The sequence below is a fragment of the Mycetohabitans endofungorum genome (genome assembly GCF_037477895.1).
Classification (GTDB): domain Bacteria; phylum Pseudomonadota; class Gammaproteobacteria; order Burkholderiales; family Burkholderiaceae; genus Mycetohabitans.
This window is the reverse complement of sequence record NZ_CP132745.1, coordinates 509636-525782: the sequence shown is the minus strand read 5'-3', so window position 1 is coordinate 525782 and position 16147 is coordinate 509636. Positions and strand designations below refer to the sequence as shown.

The 16147-nt window shown below is 59.7% G+C and carries 14 protein-coding genes and 4 pseudogenes; 12 read left to right on the top strand and 6 right to left on the bottom strand.

From position 1 onward, the window contains the following. The first annotated feature begins 37 nt into the window (after positions 1–37). From RA167_RS14455 to RA167_RS14430, 6 genes and pseudogenes are all read left to right on the top strand, one after another. Positions 38–277: a hypothetical protein gene (locus RA167_RS14455; protein WP_076788289.1), complete on the top strand. Its 240-nt coding sequence runs from the start codon at positions 38–40 to the stop codon at positions 275–277. Between the two features lie 70 nt (positions 278–347). Beyond that, a complete protein-coding gene (locus tag RA167_RS14450; RefSeq protein ID WP_083706135.1) occupies positions 348–1136 on the top strand; it encodes an OBAP family protein in 789 nt (262 codons plus the stop codon). A 221-nt stretch (positions 1137–1357) separates the two neighbouring features. After that, a pseudogene (locus RA167_RS14445) lies at positions 1358–1778 on the top strand (transketolase); the annotation flags it as partial. Between the two features lie 28 nt (positions 1779–1806). Then, positions 1807–2250 (top strand): hypothetical protein, encoded by a 444-nt coding sequence (locus RA167_RS14440; RefSeq protein WP_175972468.1) that lies wholly within the window; start codon positions 1807–1809, stop codon positions 2248–2250. A 227-nt stretch (positions 2251–2477) separates the two neighbouring features. Then, positions 2478–2765: a type II toxin-antitoxin system HigB family toxin gene (locus RA167_RS14435; protein WP_076788678.1), complete on the top strand. Its 288-nt coding sequence runs from the start codon at positions 2478–2480 to the stop codon at positions 2763–2765. A gap of 2 nt (positions 2766–2767) precedes the next feature. Beyond that, the gene (locus RA167_RS14430; protein WP_083703608.1) at positions 2768–3196 is read left to right on the top strand and encodes a helix-turn-helix domain-containing protein; all 429 of its coding nucleotides are present in this window, start codon (positions 2768–2770) and stop codon (positions 3194–3196) included. A gap of 48 nt (positions 3197–3244) precedes the next feature. Here RA167_RS14430 and RA167_RS14425 read toward each other — a convergent pair. Next, a pseudogene (locus tag RA167_RS14425) lies at positions 3245–4026 on the bottom strand (IS3 family transposase); the annotation flags it as partial. Positions 4027–4264: 238 nt separating this feature from the next. On the opposite strand from RA167_RS14425, the gene RA167_RS14420 reads away from it, so the two are divergent. The 5 genes and pseudogenes from RA167_RS14420 to RA167_RS14400 form a co-directional block, all read left to right on the top strand. Next, positions 4265–5569: a CitMHS family transporter gene (locus RA167_RS14420; protein ID WP_076788675.1), complete on the top strand. Its 1305-nt coding sequence runs from the start codon at positions 4265–4267 to the stop codon at positions 5567–5569. Between the two features lie 21 nt (positions 5570–5590). Further along, the gene (locus RA167_RS14415; protein ID WP_076788284.1) at positions 5591–6949 is read left to right on the top strand and encodes an acyclic terpene utilization AtuA family protein; all 1359 of its coding nucleotides are present in this window, start codon (positions 5591–5593) and stop codon (positions 6947–6949) included. Position 6950: 1 nt separating this feature from the next. Next, on the top strand, positions 6951–7268 hold the full coding sequence (locus tag RA167_RS14410; protein ID WP_076788282.1) for an AtuA-related protein: 318 nt from the start codon (positions 6951–6953) through the stop codon (positions 7266–7268). Between the two features lie 321 nt (positions 7269–7589). Then, the gene (locus RA167_RS14405) at positions 7590–7823 is read left to right on the top strand and encodes a FitA-like ribbon-helix-helix domain-containing protein (RefSeq protein ID WP_076788281.1); all 234 of its coding nucleotides are present in this window, start codon (positions 7590–7592) and stop codon (positions 7821–7823) included. Further along, positions 7810–7998, top strand: a pseudogene (locus RA167_RS14400) (VapC toxin family PIN domain ribonuclease); the annotation flags it as partial. The gene RA167_RS14405 and the pseudogene RA167_RS14400, both read left to right, overlap by 14 nt. A gap of 5 nt (positions 7999–8003) precedes the next feature. On the opposite strand, the gene RA167_RS14395 reads toward RA167_RS14400, so the two are convergent. The 4 genes from RA167_RS14395 to RA167_RS14380 all read right to left on the bottom strand — a co-directional run bounded on the left by RA167_RS14395 (position 8004) and on the right by RA167_RS14380 (position 14297). Further along, complete coding sequence (locus RA167_RS14395) at positions 8004–9416, bottom strand: MFS transporter (protein ID WP_083706134.1); 1413 nt, start codon at positions 9414–9416, stop codon at positions 8004–8006. Positions 9417–9595: 179 nt separating this feature from the next. Further along, positions 9596–11005, bottom strand: coding sequence for an NADP-dependent phosphogluconate dehydrogenase (gene gndA / locus RA167_RS14390; RefSeq protein WP_076788278.1), 1410 nt, complete (start codon positions 11003–11005; stop codon positions 9596–9598). A 75-nt stretch (positions 11006–11080) separates the two neighbouring features. Further along, positions 11081–11884: an EAL domain-containing protein gene (locus RA167_RS14385; RefSeq protein WP_076788276.1), complete on the bottom strand. Its 804-nt coding sequence runs from the start codon at positions 11882–11884 to the stop codon at positions 11081–11083. Positions 11885–12167: 283 nt separating this feature from the next. Further along, positions 12168–14297, bottom strand: coding sequence for a 3-hydroxyacyl-CoA dehydrogenase NAD-binding domain-containing protein (locus RA167_RS14380; protein WP_076788275.1), 2130 nt, complete (start codon positions 14295–14297; stop codon positions 12168–12170). A gap of 178 nt (positions 14298–14475) precedes the next feature. Here RA167_RS14380 and RA167_RS14375 point away from each other — a divergent pair. After that, positions 14476–14594, top strand: a pseudogene (locus tag RA167_RS14375) (LysR family transcriptional regulator); the annotation flags it as partial. Between the two features lie 19 nt (positions 14595–14613). On the opposite strand, the gene RA167_RS14370 reads toward RA167_RS14375, so the two are convergent. Continuing rightward, the gene (locus tag RA167_RS14370) at positions 14614–15714 is read right to left on the bottom strand and encodes a DNA topoisomerase IB (protein ID WP_076788273.1); all 1101 of its coding nucleotides are present in this window, start codon (positions 15712–15714) and stop codon (positions 14614–14616) included. Positions 15715–16147: the final 433 nt, after the last annotated feature.

The following is a 16147-nucleotide window of genomic DNA, read 5'->3' as shown; positions in this document are numbered from 1 at the left end:
CGCGCTGTTGTGGCGCGCCTGTTGAAGGAGACCCACGATGAAACATCGCGATGCCGCCGATCGTGCTGACCCCGCAATGCGCAAACCTGCGGAAGGTGAAGGCGAGGTGACCGTCGATAAGGATGGCAAAGTGCACCAAAAAGGCCATGGCAACATGGACGAAACGATGATCCCGCAAAAGCCGGAACCGGACCGGGGCCCGTACCAGCCGCCGCCGGGGCATCTTGATAATCCAAAGGACGTTGAGCCGCGCAGCGGTGGTGATTTGTCGGCGTGAAACCTTCGCAGTACACCGGTCTTTATCTTGGGGTCACCGCGGCCCTATTCACGAATAACGGGGGTGATCAATGAAGAAACCTACAATCTGCGCGTGCCGTCGGGCGTTCACGTCGTCAGCGCTCAAGGTCGCGTTGGCCTCCGCGGCGGGCTTGTCAGCGTCGTCTGCGCGTGCCGACGAGAACCACGGCATGCCCGTGCCTGGGGCGAAGCTGTCACCGCGAAGCCGCGTGCTCGACACGGGTGCGCGACTGTTGCAGAAAAAGCGGCCTGTTGACGCGATGAGCGCATTCCTGAACGGTTTCCATTTCTATGCCGATGACATGGGCCGGCAGGTCGAGGCCTTTCATTACTGCACGCACCTGACAGAAGACTTCCATCAATGCGTGATCTACGATTCGGATGCACCGGATGCAAAGCTGATTGGCATCGAATATATCGTCAGCGAGCGTGTATTCCGCACGCTGCCCGACGAGGAGCGACGGCTATGGCATAGTCACCGCTACGAAGTGCGTTCTGGAGAACTGCTGGCGCCGGGCATTCCGGAGAAAGCCGAGCACGCGCTGATGGGGCAACTTGTCAACACGTACGGCAAGACTTGGCATACGTGGCAGATCGATCGCGATCACGCGTTGCCGCTTGGCATTCCGCAACTGATGATGAGTTTTACGGATGACGGGCAACTTGACCGTGCGCGCGTGCAGGCGCGTGACGCACGGTTCGGCGTGTCTACCGACGCGCTGCGTCGGCGCCGTGCCGATCTGGCGCAGCCGCAGCCGGTGGTCGGCGCGGACGCATGGCAGGACGGCAGTACGCTGCAGCTTGCGACGGCTGAGGTAAAGGTCAAAGTGCCGCGTTGACCAACGTACATGTCAAAATGCCCGCATTGTGGCAATGATACGTATAGCCAGCGCACGCACGAGCCCGGCAACAAGCGATCGAGCTGACGGCGGTGACCGACGGATCGGACGGCGCTGTCTGTTGCATGCATGCCGTGCGCTCTTTGCCCCCATGCTGCTGGCAGTAGGATAAGAACGGGACATCGCGTGTCATTTGTTCAAGACCTGTAAAGGATAGACTGATGACAGAGCAATCTTGTGCAGCACCCGCAGCACCCAAGGGCGTGCCGCTTCCCCGCAATCCGCATCTTCGGGAAATGGCCAACTGCATTCGATTCCTCTCGATGGACGCTGTACAGAAGGCAAAAAGCAGCCATCCAGGTGCGCCGATGGGCATGGCCGACATTGCCACTGTCCTGTTCAAGGACTTCATGCGATTCGATGCTGCTGTACAGCCTCTTATATTTGACTGGCTATTCCGACATGCCGATCGAGGAGCTGAAACGCTTTCGCCAACTCGGCAGCAAGACGCCGGGTCATCCTGAATATCGGCATGCCGAGGGTATCGAACTGACGACGGGACCACTGGGAGAGGGGATTGCCGAATCGGTGGGCATGGCGTTGGGCGAGCGTGTGATGAATGCGCGCTTTGGCGACGAGCTAGGATACCTTCCGTATTCCAGGCGAGCGTGTGATTGTTCCCATGGCAGGCAGGCTTGTTCCATGCGCAATTTGCCACGAAGTAGAGGCTCGGGCAAGTGAAGAGGGAGGCATTTTCTCAAGTACGAGAGGTTTTGCTTTGCATCGTGCAAGCGCGCGGATCGGCCACGCCTTTCCGGGAAAGCAGTTCCTCGCACAGGAAACACTTGGCTTTAACGATGCTAAAATAGAAGAAGAAAAAATAAATGATATAGTTGCCGCACTTAAACTAAAGAATGATAAAATCCCAGCTGCATTTAATAAACCCATTTCAGTTAAAGGAGCTAAGCCGGACGAGTTATCTAGACTTCTCAAAGAAATCAATAAGCCAGTGTGGTCGCTTGATACGTCCAGCTTGGAGAGCGATGAAATTTCCGATGCCAAAGCATCCACTTCCTGCGCACGAGAGTGCCCAAAAACTAAACTTTTAAGGTAGCCTGGCCACGGCGTTTCCCGTCACGTGTGCCAAAAATCCCGTGCCGCTCCTGTCACGCTGTGCACGATGATTGGGTTCGCAAAACGCTTGTTGACCATATAACTCATGGTCGATTCGACAAATGCTGTAGAAATCGTTTCGTGGTGCCGATAGCGATGTTGCGTCGCGCATAGATTGAGCGTTAATATGAAAAGTTGTTGCGTGATCAGCCAGGACGATGTTTTTTTTTGATTACCGCGCGCAGCACGAGGCAAAAACATCCGGAGGCAGAACAGGTGTTACGGCAATGGCACTCAGTGGTGGAGCATGCTGAGTTTAAAGATTTCAACCATGTCCGGGCGCTTTTTAACTCAGCCGACTACGTACCGCCTTATGTCGTCTTTGATGTCGGCGGGAACAACTATCGCGTGGTAGTCATTGTTCGATACAGATTCAAAAAGGTGTTTGTTCAGAAAGTTATGACGCATCGGGAATATGACGACTGGACCAAGCTCTATCACAAAGGCAAGGTGTAATCATGCAAGGCACGCATACGCACTTCAACATTCAAGCGATCCAGGCATCGTGGCAAACTTTTGATGCGATGGCGCACCTGCACCCTATCCACGGCGATGCGGACTATGATCATATGGTCGCGTTGATGAATGCGCTGCTGGACGTTGCAGGAGATGATGAGGAGCATCCTCTATCCGGCTTACTTGACCTTGTCAGTGATCTGGTTTCGAGATATGAGCAGGTGCGCTATTCAATCGAGGCGGCCGAACCTAAAGACGCGCTAAAATTCTTGATGGGCGTGCGCCGGCTTAAACAGGAAGATCTGTCGGAGGTGGTGCCCCAAAGCAACCTTTCCGCAATTCTGGCAGGTAAGCGAAAGATCAGTGCGACGCTAGCGGGCAAGTTGGGCAAGTTTTTCGATGTAAGCCCTGCCTTGTTTATCCCACGCTAAAACGATCAATGTCGGGAGACGAACCGGTAGTACGGGGGATGAAAGCAGCCAGCTGATGATCTGCCGCAGCGCACGGATCACCCGCTGCGAGGGCAGCGAGAAGTCGATCTCGATGCCAAGCGCTTCGCGGTTGAAGTCGTCGATCACGTTAAACAGCCGGATGCTGCGTCTGTCGGTCAGTAGGTCGTGCATGAAGTCCATCGACCAGACCTGGTTGACGGCAGTGGGCACCGACAGCGGTTCCGGAACCTGCCGGACTAGCCGCTTGCGTGGCTTGATCCGCAGGTTCAACTCCAGTTCGCGATAGATCCGGTACACGCGCTTGTGATTCCAGCCCAAACCCTTCACATTGCGCAGGTACAGGAAGCACAGCCCGAAGCCCCAGTTCCGGTGGTTGTCGGTCAGACGCAGCAGCCAGTTCGCAATCTCCTCGTTCTCGGCATTGCGCAGGCCGGCGTACCGATAGCAGCTCTGGCTGATCCCAAACGCCTCACATGCCAGCCGGATCGATATGCCTCGGCTGGACACCGCGTGCATGGCCATCTCGCGCCGGCGAGATGGCCTCAGTCTTTTTTTGCGAGTGCCTCCGAAACGATTTCGGCCTTGATCTTCTCCTCGACATACATCTTGCGCAGCCGGGCATTCTCGACCTCCAGTTCCTTCATCCGCGCCATCAGCGACACGTCCATGCCGCCGTACTTCGAGCGCCACTTGTAGAACGTCGCCGTGCTAATGCCCAGCTCTCGGCACAGATCCAGTACCGCCAGCCCTGCCTCCACGCGCTTGAGCGCCTCCATGATCTGGCTGTCCGTGAATCTCGACTTCTTCATTGCGTAGAACTCTCTTAACGAGAAAATTCTACTTCTGTTCCCACCGGTTTTTTGGGGTGGATTACCCCGTGCGACCCATCCCCTAGAGAGTGTGCGTTTGTAATCAACTACTCCATGTCGCGAAGCTTCCTATCCATTGCGTTTTATGAATGCTGCAATCAAATCATTTCAATTGATCTATCGATGCAATCGATCTACCCTAGACCTGTGATCAAAAGAAAAATTGGGGATCGAATACATGCTGCCGTTACTGGGGTTCGCCACCATTGTGGTTTTGCTCGCCGCCATCCTCTCGAAGCGAATGTCGCCGTTGGTAGCGCTGATTGTGGTGCCTATTGCGGCATCACTGCTTGGCGGCTTCGGGTGGCAGACTTGCGAGTTCGTGATTGGCGGCTTAAGGAATATGGCGCCGGTGGTGGGCATGTTCGTATTTGCGATTCTCTATTTCGGGACGGTGACGGACGCTGGCATGCTCGATCCAATTATTGATCGCATTCTGAAGATGGTTGGCACGAAGCCAACACGCATTGTCATGGGAACGACACTACTGGCATTACTGATTCATCTCGATGGCTCAGGAGCCGTGTGTTTTCTCGTGACGATCCCAGCGATGCTGCCACTTTACGATCGCTTGAAGATGGATCGTCGTGTGCTGGCGGCAGCCGTATCGATGGCGGCGGGCGTGAATTTTTTGCCGTGGACCGGACCCACGATCCGCGCATCCGCTTCTTTGCATCTGCCAGTGTCGTCGCTTTTCAACCCGCTTATACCCGTGCAGGTGGTGGGGCTGGTGTTCGTATTTGGCATCGCATATCTACTAGGTCGCCGCGAGGAGAAACGGCTCGGATCCGCTTGGGTTAACAACTCAGGGCCGATGCCAGAGCGCAAGCTCACGCGGGAGGAAAGCGAAATTCGCCGCCCCAAGTATTTTTGGTTCAACGTCGTGTTGACTTTGTGCGTGCTTGGCACGTTGGTGCTAATAGGTGACAAGATCCCGCCCGCGATCGTCTTCATGGTTGGACTATGTATTGTTCTATCGGTCAACTATCCGAACATGGAGATGCAGCGTAAGCGTGTGGATGCGCATGCGCGAGCTGCATTGATGATGGCGGGTGTTTTATTGGCGGCAGGCGTTTTTACCGGCGTGTTGCAAGGTAGCGGCATGCTCAAGGCGATGGCACAGTCCACCGTCAATCTTGTGCCTCAAGAGATGTCTAGCCACATCCCGTTTACGCTGGGGCTCCTCGCGATGCCGATGAGCATGTTGTTTGACCCTGATTCGTTCTATTTTGGCGTGTTACCTGTCGTCGCAGAAGTGGCAGGGCAACTGGGTGTGCCGGCAGTGCAGGTCGGGCAGGCAGCGTTGCTCGGGCAAATGACCACAGGCTTTCCCGTTAGCCCGCTTACGCCAGCGACATTCCTTGTGATCGGACTGTGCGGTATCGATCTCGCCGATCATCAAAAGTTTACCTTCCCTTTGCTATTCGGCACATCGATTGTCATGACTGTCGCCGCTGTTGTATTGGGTGTTTTCCCCTTGTAAGCCTTCACTGAGAATCATGCCATGGCTGTAATTCATCAACGGCGCTGTGTGCGAATCGGGGCGGGTGCCGGATATTCGGGCGATCGAATAGAACCCGCTGTCGAACTGGCGGCGCATGGTGCGCTGGACTATCTCGTATTTGAATGCCTCGCCGAGCGAACTATCGCGATTGCGCAGCAGATGCGGCGTGACAACCCTGAACGGGGCTACGACCCGTTGCTCGATGCTCGCATGACGGCGGTTCTGCCTGTCGCTGTGCGCAATGGCGTGCAAATCATCTCCAATATGGGCGCAGCCAATCCGGTTGCCGCTGCACGCAGGACCGCTCAGATTGCGCGCTCACTAGGTTTGCACGGTTTAAGGATTGCCGCAGTCACCGGAGACGACGTGCTTGCCCTCGTGCGGCAGGGCGATTTTTATTTCGAGGAGTCGGGCGATAGTGTGACATCGTATGCCGAGCGGCTCGTTTCAGCGAATGCTTATCTGGGAGCGGCACCCATCGTCGATGCATTGACGGCCGGCGCCGATATCGTGCTGACGGGCCGCGTCGCCGATCCTGCGCTTTTCACCGCGCCGTTGATCTACGAGTTCGGCTGGGACATGAATGATTGGGACAGGCTCGGACGAGGCACCGTCGTCGGGCATTTGCTCGAGTGCGCGGGTCATGTTACGGGCGGCTACTTTGCCGACCCCGGTTTCAAGGACGTGCCCGATCTCGCCCGCCTGGGGTTCCCCATCGCGGAGGTCGAGCCCGACGGAACGGCCGTCATGACGAAGGTTGCTGATGCCGGCGGTTGCGTAACCGAGGCGACGTGCAAGGAACAATTGCTTTATGAGATACACGACCCGAGTCGCTACCTGCAGCCTGACGTCGTGGCAGATTTTACCGGGGTCCGCGTATTCGAAGAAGCTCCCGACCGCGTCCGCATAGCAGGAGGCCGTGGTACTGCGCGTACCGATACACTGAAGGTCTCGGTAGCCTATGCGGATGGCTTTATCGGAGAAGGGCAGATGTCATACGGCGGCCCGGGTGCACTCGGGCGGGCGCGTGTCGCACTGGATATCGTTCGAGAACGTCTGCAACTCAGGGGCGTCCAGACTCGCGAGCTGCGCTTTGACCTGATTGGTGTTGACGCACTGCATGGTCCGAGCGCCGGCGCACGCGGCGGCGAACCATACGAGGTCCGTGTACGCGTCGCGGGACGGACCGCTTCGTTAGCGGACGCAGCATGCATCGGCAACGAGGTTGAGACGCTTTATACCAATGGTCCTGCAGGCGGTGGGGGTGCGACCAAGGCAACGCGGGAAGTGCTCGCTGTGCAATCGATCTTGTTACCAAGAGCGCACGTGCGACCGACATTCGAATTTGTGGAGGCGTAAAATGAAGTTGCGCAACCTCGCCCACTCGCGCACGGGTGACAAGGGAGATACGTTAAACATATCGGTCATATGCTATGACAGTCGCCACTATGAGTATCTGCGTCAGACGCTGACGGCCGAACGGGTGAAAACGCACCTACAGGATGTAGTACTTGGCGACGTCGTCCGATACGATTTGCCCAATATCGCAGCGTTCAATTTTGTTGCCCAACACGCACTGGGTGGCGGGGTGACCCGATCGCTTGCGCTGGACGCCCATGGCAAGTCGCTGAGCAGCGCGTTGCTCGACTTGGATCTCGAAGACCCAAAGGATGTTTAATTAGCCTCGTTTTGCGTTTCCATCGCTTCGGTGCAGGCGAGCAGCGCACCGAGGCTTCCTTCGTGACGCTGGATCGCATCGTGTATGACCGGATCGATCGGTGAACTGCATCGACGCCATCGCAGCGGCGAATTGCCGTAGTTTCTGCGCACGTCTGGAGTAAGTCGGTGGACGGCATTCCACCAGCCTCAAACGGTTTTACGCGCGTCTCAAAAGGGCTCCTAACATGATGCAAAAAATTGATTACCCTGGCGCTAGCCGTGCTTGCAACTCTCGCGGCGAACGCTATCGTTGATAGCAATGGAAAGCGGGAGGTGAAACATGGCAAATTTACTGGTGCGCAACGTAGACGACGCGCTGGTCCAAAGTCTGCGCGAGCGGGCCGCAGCACACGGCCGCAGCGCCGAGGCGGAGCATCGCGAGATCCTGGCGCAGGCGTTGCGCAGGCCGCAGCGCAGGACCTTTGCGCAAGCCCTCATGAGTATTCCGAGCGTGGGAAAGGACGCGGACTTTGCCCGGTGCGACGATGGCAAGGCAGCGCATGTATTGGGTTGACACCAACGTCATCAGCGAGGTACGCAAGCGGGAACAAGCAGATCCGGGCGTCATGGCGTTTTTCTGGCAGGCGGCCCTGGAAGATACCGGTCTATATTTGTCCGTGGTGACGGTGGCCGAACTGCGGCGCGGCGTAGAGTTGATCCGCCACCGCGGTGACAAACCGCAGGCAACCCGATCTCACGGCGTCCCGGACCGCGTTGCCCGTCCGCCGGTGATCGACCGGCGTGCCGCATAGGCAAGCAGGGCAGCCGTTGCGGCATTGAACACGAACAGGCCGCTCGGTCCAAGCACGGTCATCGCCACAGACGCAATTGTCGGCCCTGACAGTCCGCCGATCGAAAACAGGATCAACAGCGTCGCACTGATCGCAATGCGTCGGTTTGCGTCGATATGATCATTCACGTAGGAGACGATGAGACCGTAAAGGGTGAACGCCGCAGCGACATACACGAGCGTCGCGATGCCGACAAACCAATGCACGCGCACGATGATCAACGATGCACTAAGGGTTGCGGCCAGCACCGCGAGGTGAAACACCAGCACGCGACGTTCGATGCGGTCCGATAGCTTGCCGATCGGCCATTGCGACAGCAATGCGCCGATCAGCACAATGCCCATGAAGTGCGACAGTTCGCTAACTGAAAAGCCGATGCCGGTCAGGAACACTGGGGTCATCGAATAAAACGCGCCGGACAGCAACCCGGCGCAGATGCAACCGGGAATCGCTAATGGCGTGTCGCGCCACAGGTCGATCGCATGGCCGATCCATGAGCGGGGGCGGCGCACGCCGGCCCGATCCTCGAACACGTGCACTGGCCAGCCTTCCAGCAGCGTGACGGGCAGGATGGCGCCGACAAACAGCGCACCGACGATCAGCAGGTTGCGCCCGCCGGATGCACCGGCTATGTCCAGCAGGAACTGCCCCGCACCGACGCCTAGGTACGTGATCGCCAGGTACGTCGAGAATACCCGGCCGCGCATTGCGTTCGGAACCGCGCCGTTGAGCCAGCTCTCGACGCACGCGTAGACGCCCATGAACGCAACACCGCTGCAAAAGCGCAGTGCGCCGCTGATCCACGGTGAGTCGAACGTGCCGAATGCGAGCGCAGTCAGCGCCGCGCCAGCCGAAAAGGCAACGAACGCCCGATGCTGGCCGATGCGCTCAATCAGCCGGCTGTTGGTCACGGCCCCTGCGACAAATCCTACGTAGTAGCACGACTGCACGAGCCCGACCGCGACCGTAGACAGTCCCGCATGCAGCATCCGGATCGGGATCAGCGTTGTGAATAGTCCGTTGCCGATCATCAGCACCGCGTACGCGGCAAGCAGGCCGGATAGTGAACGCAGCAATGCACCGGTCGGATCCGGTTGAACGGCGGGGCGCGGCAGGTCGTGCCATTGACGCGCGGCTGCCTCGGAGGGCGGCGGCGCGGGCGGGGGTTCCAGCGGGACATCCTGCGCCGGATCGGCTGGCGGATCCGGCGGTGCGTTCGACATAGGCTTTGCCGATAGCTCGGACGCAACCGTGTCAGAGGCTGTCGTTCTGGGCATTGCCGTCGCCACGTTGAGGTCGAGTCGTGGATCGTTCATCCCCGGCCTCCGATGTAGCACGAGCCTCCGATGTAGCACGAGCCGGGTAGGCAAAATGACGGCTGGGGCGAAACAGCGTTACGCAGCATGAATATAGAACAATCGATCAACAGGAACGGCTGCGTGTACGCTGCGGTAGGGCGGCATGGCACACGCGGCGCTGTGACAAAGCGGTGCTGCTATATCCAACGGGCGTGGAAACTGCCGGGTTTGTCGATGCGCTCGAACGTATGGGCGCCGAAGCAGTCGCGCTGCGCCTGGATTAGGTTCGCCGGCAATGTTTCGGCGCGGTACGCGTCGAAATACGCAATCGCCGACGCGAACGCCGGCACCGGCACACCGGCTTGCACCGCCGCAATCACAACTTCGCGCAGCGCCGCCTGGTATTGTGCGGCGACATCGCGGAAATAGGGTGCGAGCAACAGGTTGGCTAGCGCCGGATCCTGCGCATATGTGTCGGTGATCTTTTGCAGGAAGCGCGCGCGGATGATGCAGCCGGCGCGGAAAATGCGTGCGATCGTGCCATATGGCAAATCCCATCCATATTCATCGGATGCGGCACGCAATTGCGCAAACCCTTGTGCGTACGAAATCACCTTGCTCAGATACAGCGCGCGCCGGACGGCCTCGACGAACGGCTCGCGCGCGCCCGCCAGCGCGCGCGGCGACGGGCCGCTCAGTTGGCGGCTGGCCGTCACCCGCTCGGATTTGAGCGAGGACAGCATACGGGCGAACACCGACTCGGTGATCAATTGCAATGGCACGCTCAGATCCAGTGCGTTCTGGCTAGTCCATTTGCCAGTACCTTTCTGCGCGGCGCGGTCAAGCACGACATCGACCAGATCTTGGCCGGTCTCGTCATCCTTGCGCGCGAAGATTTTGGACGTGATATCGATCAGGTAGCTGTCAAGCTCGCCTTCGTTCCACTGCGCGTACACGTCGCGCAATTGCGCGTTGGATAAGCCCGCGACATGCTTGAGTACGGCATAGCTTTCGGCGATCAACTGCATGTCACCGTACTCGATGCCGTTATGGACCATTTTCACATAATGGCCGGCGCCGTCCGGCCCCATGTACGCGACACATGGCTCACCATCACCGGCACGCGCGGCAATGCGCGTGAGGATCGGTTTGACACGCTCGTATGCGTCACGCGGCCCGCCCGGCATGATCGACGGGCCGTGCAGCGCGCCTTGTTCGCCACCCGACACGCCAGCGCCGATGAAATGCAAGCCAGCGTCGGCCAGTTCGCGATGGCGGCGCATCGTGTCGGTGAAATGGGTATTGCCGCCGTCGATCAGCACGTCCCCCCGACCCAGCAGCGGCTTGAGCGCAGCAATGGTGTCGTCGGTCGGCGCGCCGGCCTTGACCATTAGTAGAATACGTCGCGGCGTTTCGAGCGATTCGACAAACGCTTGCAACGTATAAGTCGGGACCAGCTTGCGATCTGGGAATGCCGTGATCAACGCGTCAGTGCGCTCACGCGTGCGGTTGTAGACCGATACCGCGTAGCCGCGGCTTTCGATATTCAATGCCAGATTGCGACCCATGACCGCGAGTCCGATCACGCCAATGGCCTGCTTGCCCATGTTGCAGCTCCGAAACGCGTTGCAAGTTTCCGATTGTCGCATCTTCGCACAACTTGCGCGGATCGGTTGAACATCTCAGAGCAATGGCGGTTTCGATTCGCGGTTGAGCAGTTGCGACATCATGGCGCTGTCGATCGGACGATAATAGAAATTGCCGACCATCTCAAAGCATTCGAGATGCCGAAAAAACTCAAATTGTTCGAAACTGTTAACGCCATAGACGGCGATCTTTAGGCCGGTGGAGTGCGCATGTGCCACTAGCAGCCTGGCGAGTGTCTCGCCGGTGCGCGCCTTGGCCGATGGCGACACTAACGCGCCATCGAGCTTGATCCGGTCCAATGGTAGCGTGGCTAGGTGCTCGTCACCCTGCGCGCGAAAACCCACGTCCGTGACGGTGCTCTGGACCTGCAGCGCATGCAGCGCGGACAGCGCCGCATCAGCATGGGTCAAATCCTCGAGCAATGCCGTTTCCGCGATGTCCAGTTCCAGGTAGCGTCCATGCAACTGCGCCTGCTGCAAGATCGCTCCCACGCGTTGCGCAACGTCCTGCACGCGGAATAGCGCAGCGGGGATCGGCACTGCGACACGAATCGGCGGCAGACCAGCCTGCTGCCACTCGTAGTTTTGCTGGCAGGCCTGGCGTAGCATCCACTCGCCTAGCTCGATCGCGATCTCGCTGTCGTGCGCGGCGCTTAGCAGGGCCGAGTGGGCGATCGGCTCGCCGTCCGGGGCCGGCCAATACAGCGATACGACGGCCCCTTCTATCCAGCCGCTGGTCAGATCGACCTGGGGTTGATAGCGTAGCCGGAACGTGTTGTCGCGTATTGCCTGTTCCAGACTCTCCTTGAGTGTCATTGATGCGTTAAGACTGGCGTTCATACCATCGATCGTGCTTTCCTCGGCACTGACAACATCCTTGTCGGATTTTCGTCATCGTGTAAAAACTACCCAGTTGATGCGAATCTGAACTTGACTCGTGTTGATTGTTCGTGTGCAGCGTTAGGGTCGCGCCGACCGGACGGCGCTCAATATAGCGACTTTCCAGACGGGCGAATGTCAAGGATGCCAGAGCACAAGCGTCGCGCGACGTCCGGACAACCGGCCAGACGCCGCTCACGCAAAGTATATGCCAGCGGCCCGCCAGGGCGACGGGCTGTTGCGCCTACGCGTTGGCGTGACGGTTCAGGCTCGCGAAGGTGGCGCCTTTGTCCACGAGTTCGACGAGCAACGGTGACGGTTGCCAAAACAGCGGATCTTGACGCGCGAATTCCCGGATATCGGCGAGCACGTTCGCCAGACCCCGGGTATCGGCGTAGTGCATCGGGCCGCCGTGATAGCGCGGAAATCCGTAGCCGTGTACGAGCACAACATCCACATCGAGTGGCCGCAAGGCAATGCGCTCATGCACGACGTTGGCACCCTCGTTGATCATGGCGGCCAAATAGCGGCGCACGATTTCCTCGTCAGTGAATTCGCGCGGTGTTATCCCGGCCCGCTGCCGCTCGGACGCGATGATGACCTCGACCTCGGGATTGGGCGTGCCGGTGCGTTGGCCCGACTCATACAAGTAGTAGCCCCGACCGGTTTTTTGGCCGAACCAGCCACGTTCGCACAGGCGATCCGGAATCTGTACGTAGCGGGCGCGCGGATCGCGCGTGGCCGCGCGGCGCTTGCGGGCGGCCCAGCCGATATCGCCGCCGGCCAAGTCGATGACCTGGTATGGCCCCATTGGAAAGCCGAAATCGCGGATCGCGCGATCGATCTGGTACGGTGAGGCGCCGTCCTCCATCATCGCATCGGCGGCAGCGCGATACACGGCCAATAGCCGGTTGCCAATGAACCCGTCGCACACCCCGGCTCGCACAGGCGTTTTGCGTAGGCGCTTGGCGAACTCGAACGCCGTAGCCACGACGTCAGCATCCACCTTGGCTGGCACGACGATCTCGAGCAGCTTCATCACGTTGGCTGGCGAAAAGAAGTGCAGCCCGATCACGTCGCTCGCGCGCCCGGTGCTGGCGGCAATCTCGTCGATATCCAGATATGACGTGTTGGTCGCCAACACGGCGCCGCGCTGGCAGACGCGGTCCAGTTCCGCGAAAACGGCTTTCTTCACGGTGAGATCCTCGAATACCGCTTCGATGACCAGATCCACGTTGGCCAACGCATCATACGATGTGCTGCCGCTGAGCCGGGACAGTGTGGCGGCACTGGCCGACGCGCTCAGCTTGCCCTTGGCGATCAGTGCGTCGTAGACCCGTTGCACGTGGGCCCGCCCGCGTGCCAGCATCTCATCGTCGCGTTCGATCATGGTTACCGGAAAGCCCGCATCGAGCGCGGCCACCACGATGCCGGCGCCCATTGTGCCGCCGCCGATCACACCGACCGTGTCGATCGTGCGCGGCGATGCATGTTGGCTTTCCGGTGTCTTGGCGGCTTCACGCTCGGCGAAGAATGCGTGCACAAGCCCCGCGCGCTGCGGGCTATCAAGGCATTGCAGGAACGCCTGGCGTTCAAGCTTCATCCCTTCATCGAACGGCAAATCGATCGCTGCTTCGATCGCCTCGACAATCTTCAGCGGCGCGAACAGTCCACGCGAGCGGCGCGCGACGTCGGCGCGGGCGGCTTGCACGGCCGCATGGCTTGCTTCGCGATCGGCGAGCGCTTTGGCGGAACGGGTCGGACGTGCTCCGGCGTGCGAGGCCAGTAGCGCTTGCACATAGGCCAGGCCTTCCGCTCGCGTGTCGTCGCTCTGGCTGACGCGGTCCAGTAGTCCGAGCTGGAGCGCTTCGTCGACGCCGACATGGCGTGCGCTCAATGCCAGATCGAGCGCGGCACGCGCGCCGATCAGTCGCGGTGTGCGTTGCGTGCCACCGGCCCCCGGCATCAGACCGAGCTGCACTTCCGGCAAGCCGAGTTTCGCGCCGGGGATGGCGATCCGGTAGTGCGCGGACAGCGCGATTTCCAAGCCGCCGCCCAGCGCCGCGCCGTGAATCGCGGCGACCACGGGCTTGCAGCACGATTCGATGCGCTGGCACACCTGTGGCAGCGACGGCGGCAATGGCGGCTTGCCGAACTCACGGATGTCGGCGCCAGCGATGAAGTGGCGGCCCGCGCCGAGCAGCAACACCGCTGCGACCTCGCCGCAAGCTTCAGCGGCGTCGATCGCGTCGATCAGCCCGCGGCGCACCGCGACGCCAAGCGCGTTAACCGGCGGATGGTCAATCGTGACAACCAGAACCTTACCGTGTCGTTCATGGCTCACGGGTTGGGTCGGGGAGGGAACGAGGGTCATTGGGCGTATCTCCGCAATAGGTGGGGGCGCGCGGCGCGCTTCGCCGGCCGATTGTCCAATCGCTGACTTGTATGACACTTACAACAGTGATTGACAGGCTGTCAAAAAATTTTGAACCATCGCGTGATGGCGCCATGCACCATGTGTCATACCTCATGCGCTGCGAGCGTGTGCCACCATGGACTTGACCGCTCTTACGTTGCTGGTCGAAACCTCGAAGCCGGCAATCTCAGCGAGGCCGTACGCCGGCTGAAGATGTCGCGTGCGAGCGTAAGTTACCACTTGAACGACGCTGATTTCCAAAAATCATCAGGAGTCATCGGGTACGGCGCGACACTGCGCGGGCTGTGCGCGCGTGATGGTGAAGCAGGGACGCGAACAGCGCTTCGTCGGCCTTCAGGCGTCGGTGCTGGCGCAGCGGCTTAAGTGTGGCAAGCGCACCTGTTTCGAAAGCTTCGATTACTACGGGATGGATATAACATTTACGGCATACGGCAGGTGTGTTGCGCAGTAGATCGGCGACCTGCCGGACCGTGTCAACTACATGCTGGCGCGCACGCGTGAGGCTGCACGGCGGAATCTGACGCAACGTGCCAAGTGCAAGGACGCTACCCGCCCACGTTCTGTAGTCCTTTGCAGTGAATCCAGTTCCGCTTATCTCGCGCAGGTACGCATTGATGTCGGTCGAACCGATGGCGTGCCGCTCGCCATGCTCGTCGACATACTGGAATAGCTCATGACCAGGCAACTCCAGGCAGCGCCGTACGATGCGCACGATACGTGGGTCGTCGATGTCGACGTCGTGCTCGACGCCGCTCTTGCCACGGAACCGTAGCCGCATGCGGTCGGCGTCGAGCGCCAGGTGTTGTTTGCGCAGGGTCGTCAAACCGTAGGACCGGTTGTCGCGCGCGTATTCGGGGCTGCCGATCCGCACCAGCGTACGGTCGAGCAGCCGTACCAGCGCCGCGGCCACTTTTTTGCGCGGCATCCCCGGACGCTGCAGGTCCCGCGTCACGCGCGCGCGGATCCTCGGCAACGCGTGTGCAAAGTCGGCCATCCGTGCGTATTTGTGTGTGTCGCGCATCATACGCCATGCGGCGTGATAGCGGTATTGCTTACGCCCACGCGCGTCGCGGCCGGTGGCTTGCAAGTGACCGTATGGGTCGGGGCAGATCCACACGTCGGTATACGCGGGCGGTATCGCCAACGCATTGATGCGCTCGATGCGCTCGCGATCGCGAATGCGCGTGCCGCGTGTGTCGAAGTACGAGAATCGACCGTTAACCGCACGGCGCGTATAGCCGGGCTGCGTGTCGCTTACGTAGCGCAACTGCGCGCACGCATTGGCATTGAGCGCGGGGCGTCTTCGGCGGCGCGGATTGGCTTGTGTTGCAGTCGGGGCCGGTGTGTCAGGCATGGTGTTTCATGGCAGGGCAGCGGCGAAAGGCACGCGGCGAAGCGCAACCTACGTGCCCGTCACGCGCCGGGTCGGGAATGAAGTCTGCTGAAGCATTGGTAAGGCGCGCCACGTGAGTCCGTCCATATACTTATGGGGGGACCAATGAGACGCGCAAGCAAGACGCTGTATCGATGGGTCTCTGACAATGGGCTAGTCACGGCTGCTTTAGGTGTACTTGGGCAGACGATGAGTCACTTGTCGCCGATACCTCGCCACTGTGAATTGGACCGCTACGACGATGAAAAGGTGTCGTAGGGCAACGCGCCCGTCACGTGCGCTGGCGGCGGCGCGAGTCGGCACCAGCGTGAGCGGTGACTACAGGACAGTAGTGGCGTTGGTGTGCCATCTTCGAGCGGCGCGGTGGCACCGGCATCGGGGACGCAGTGGCACC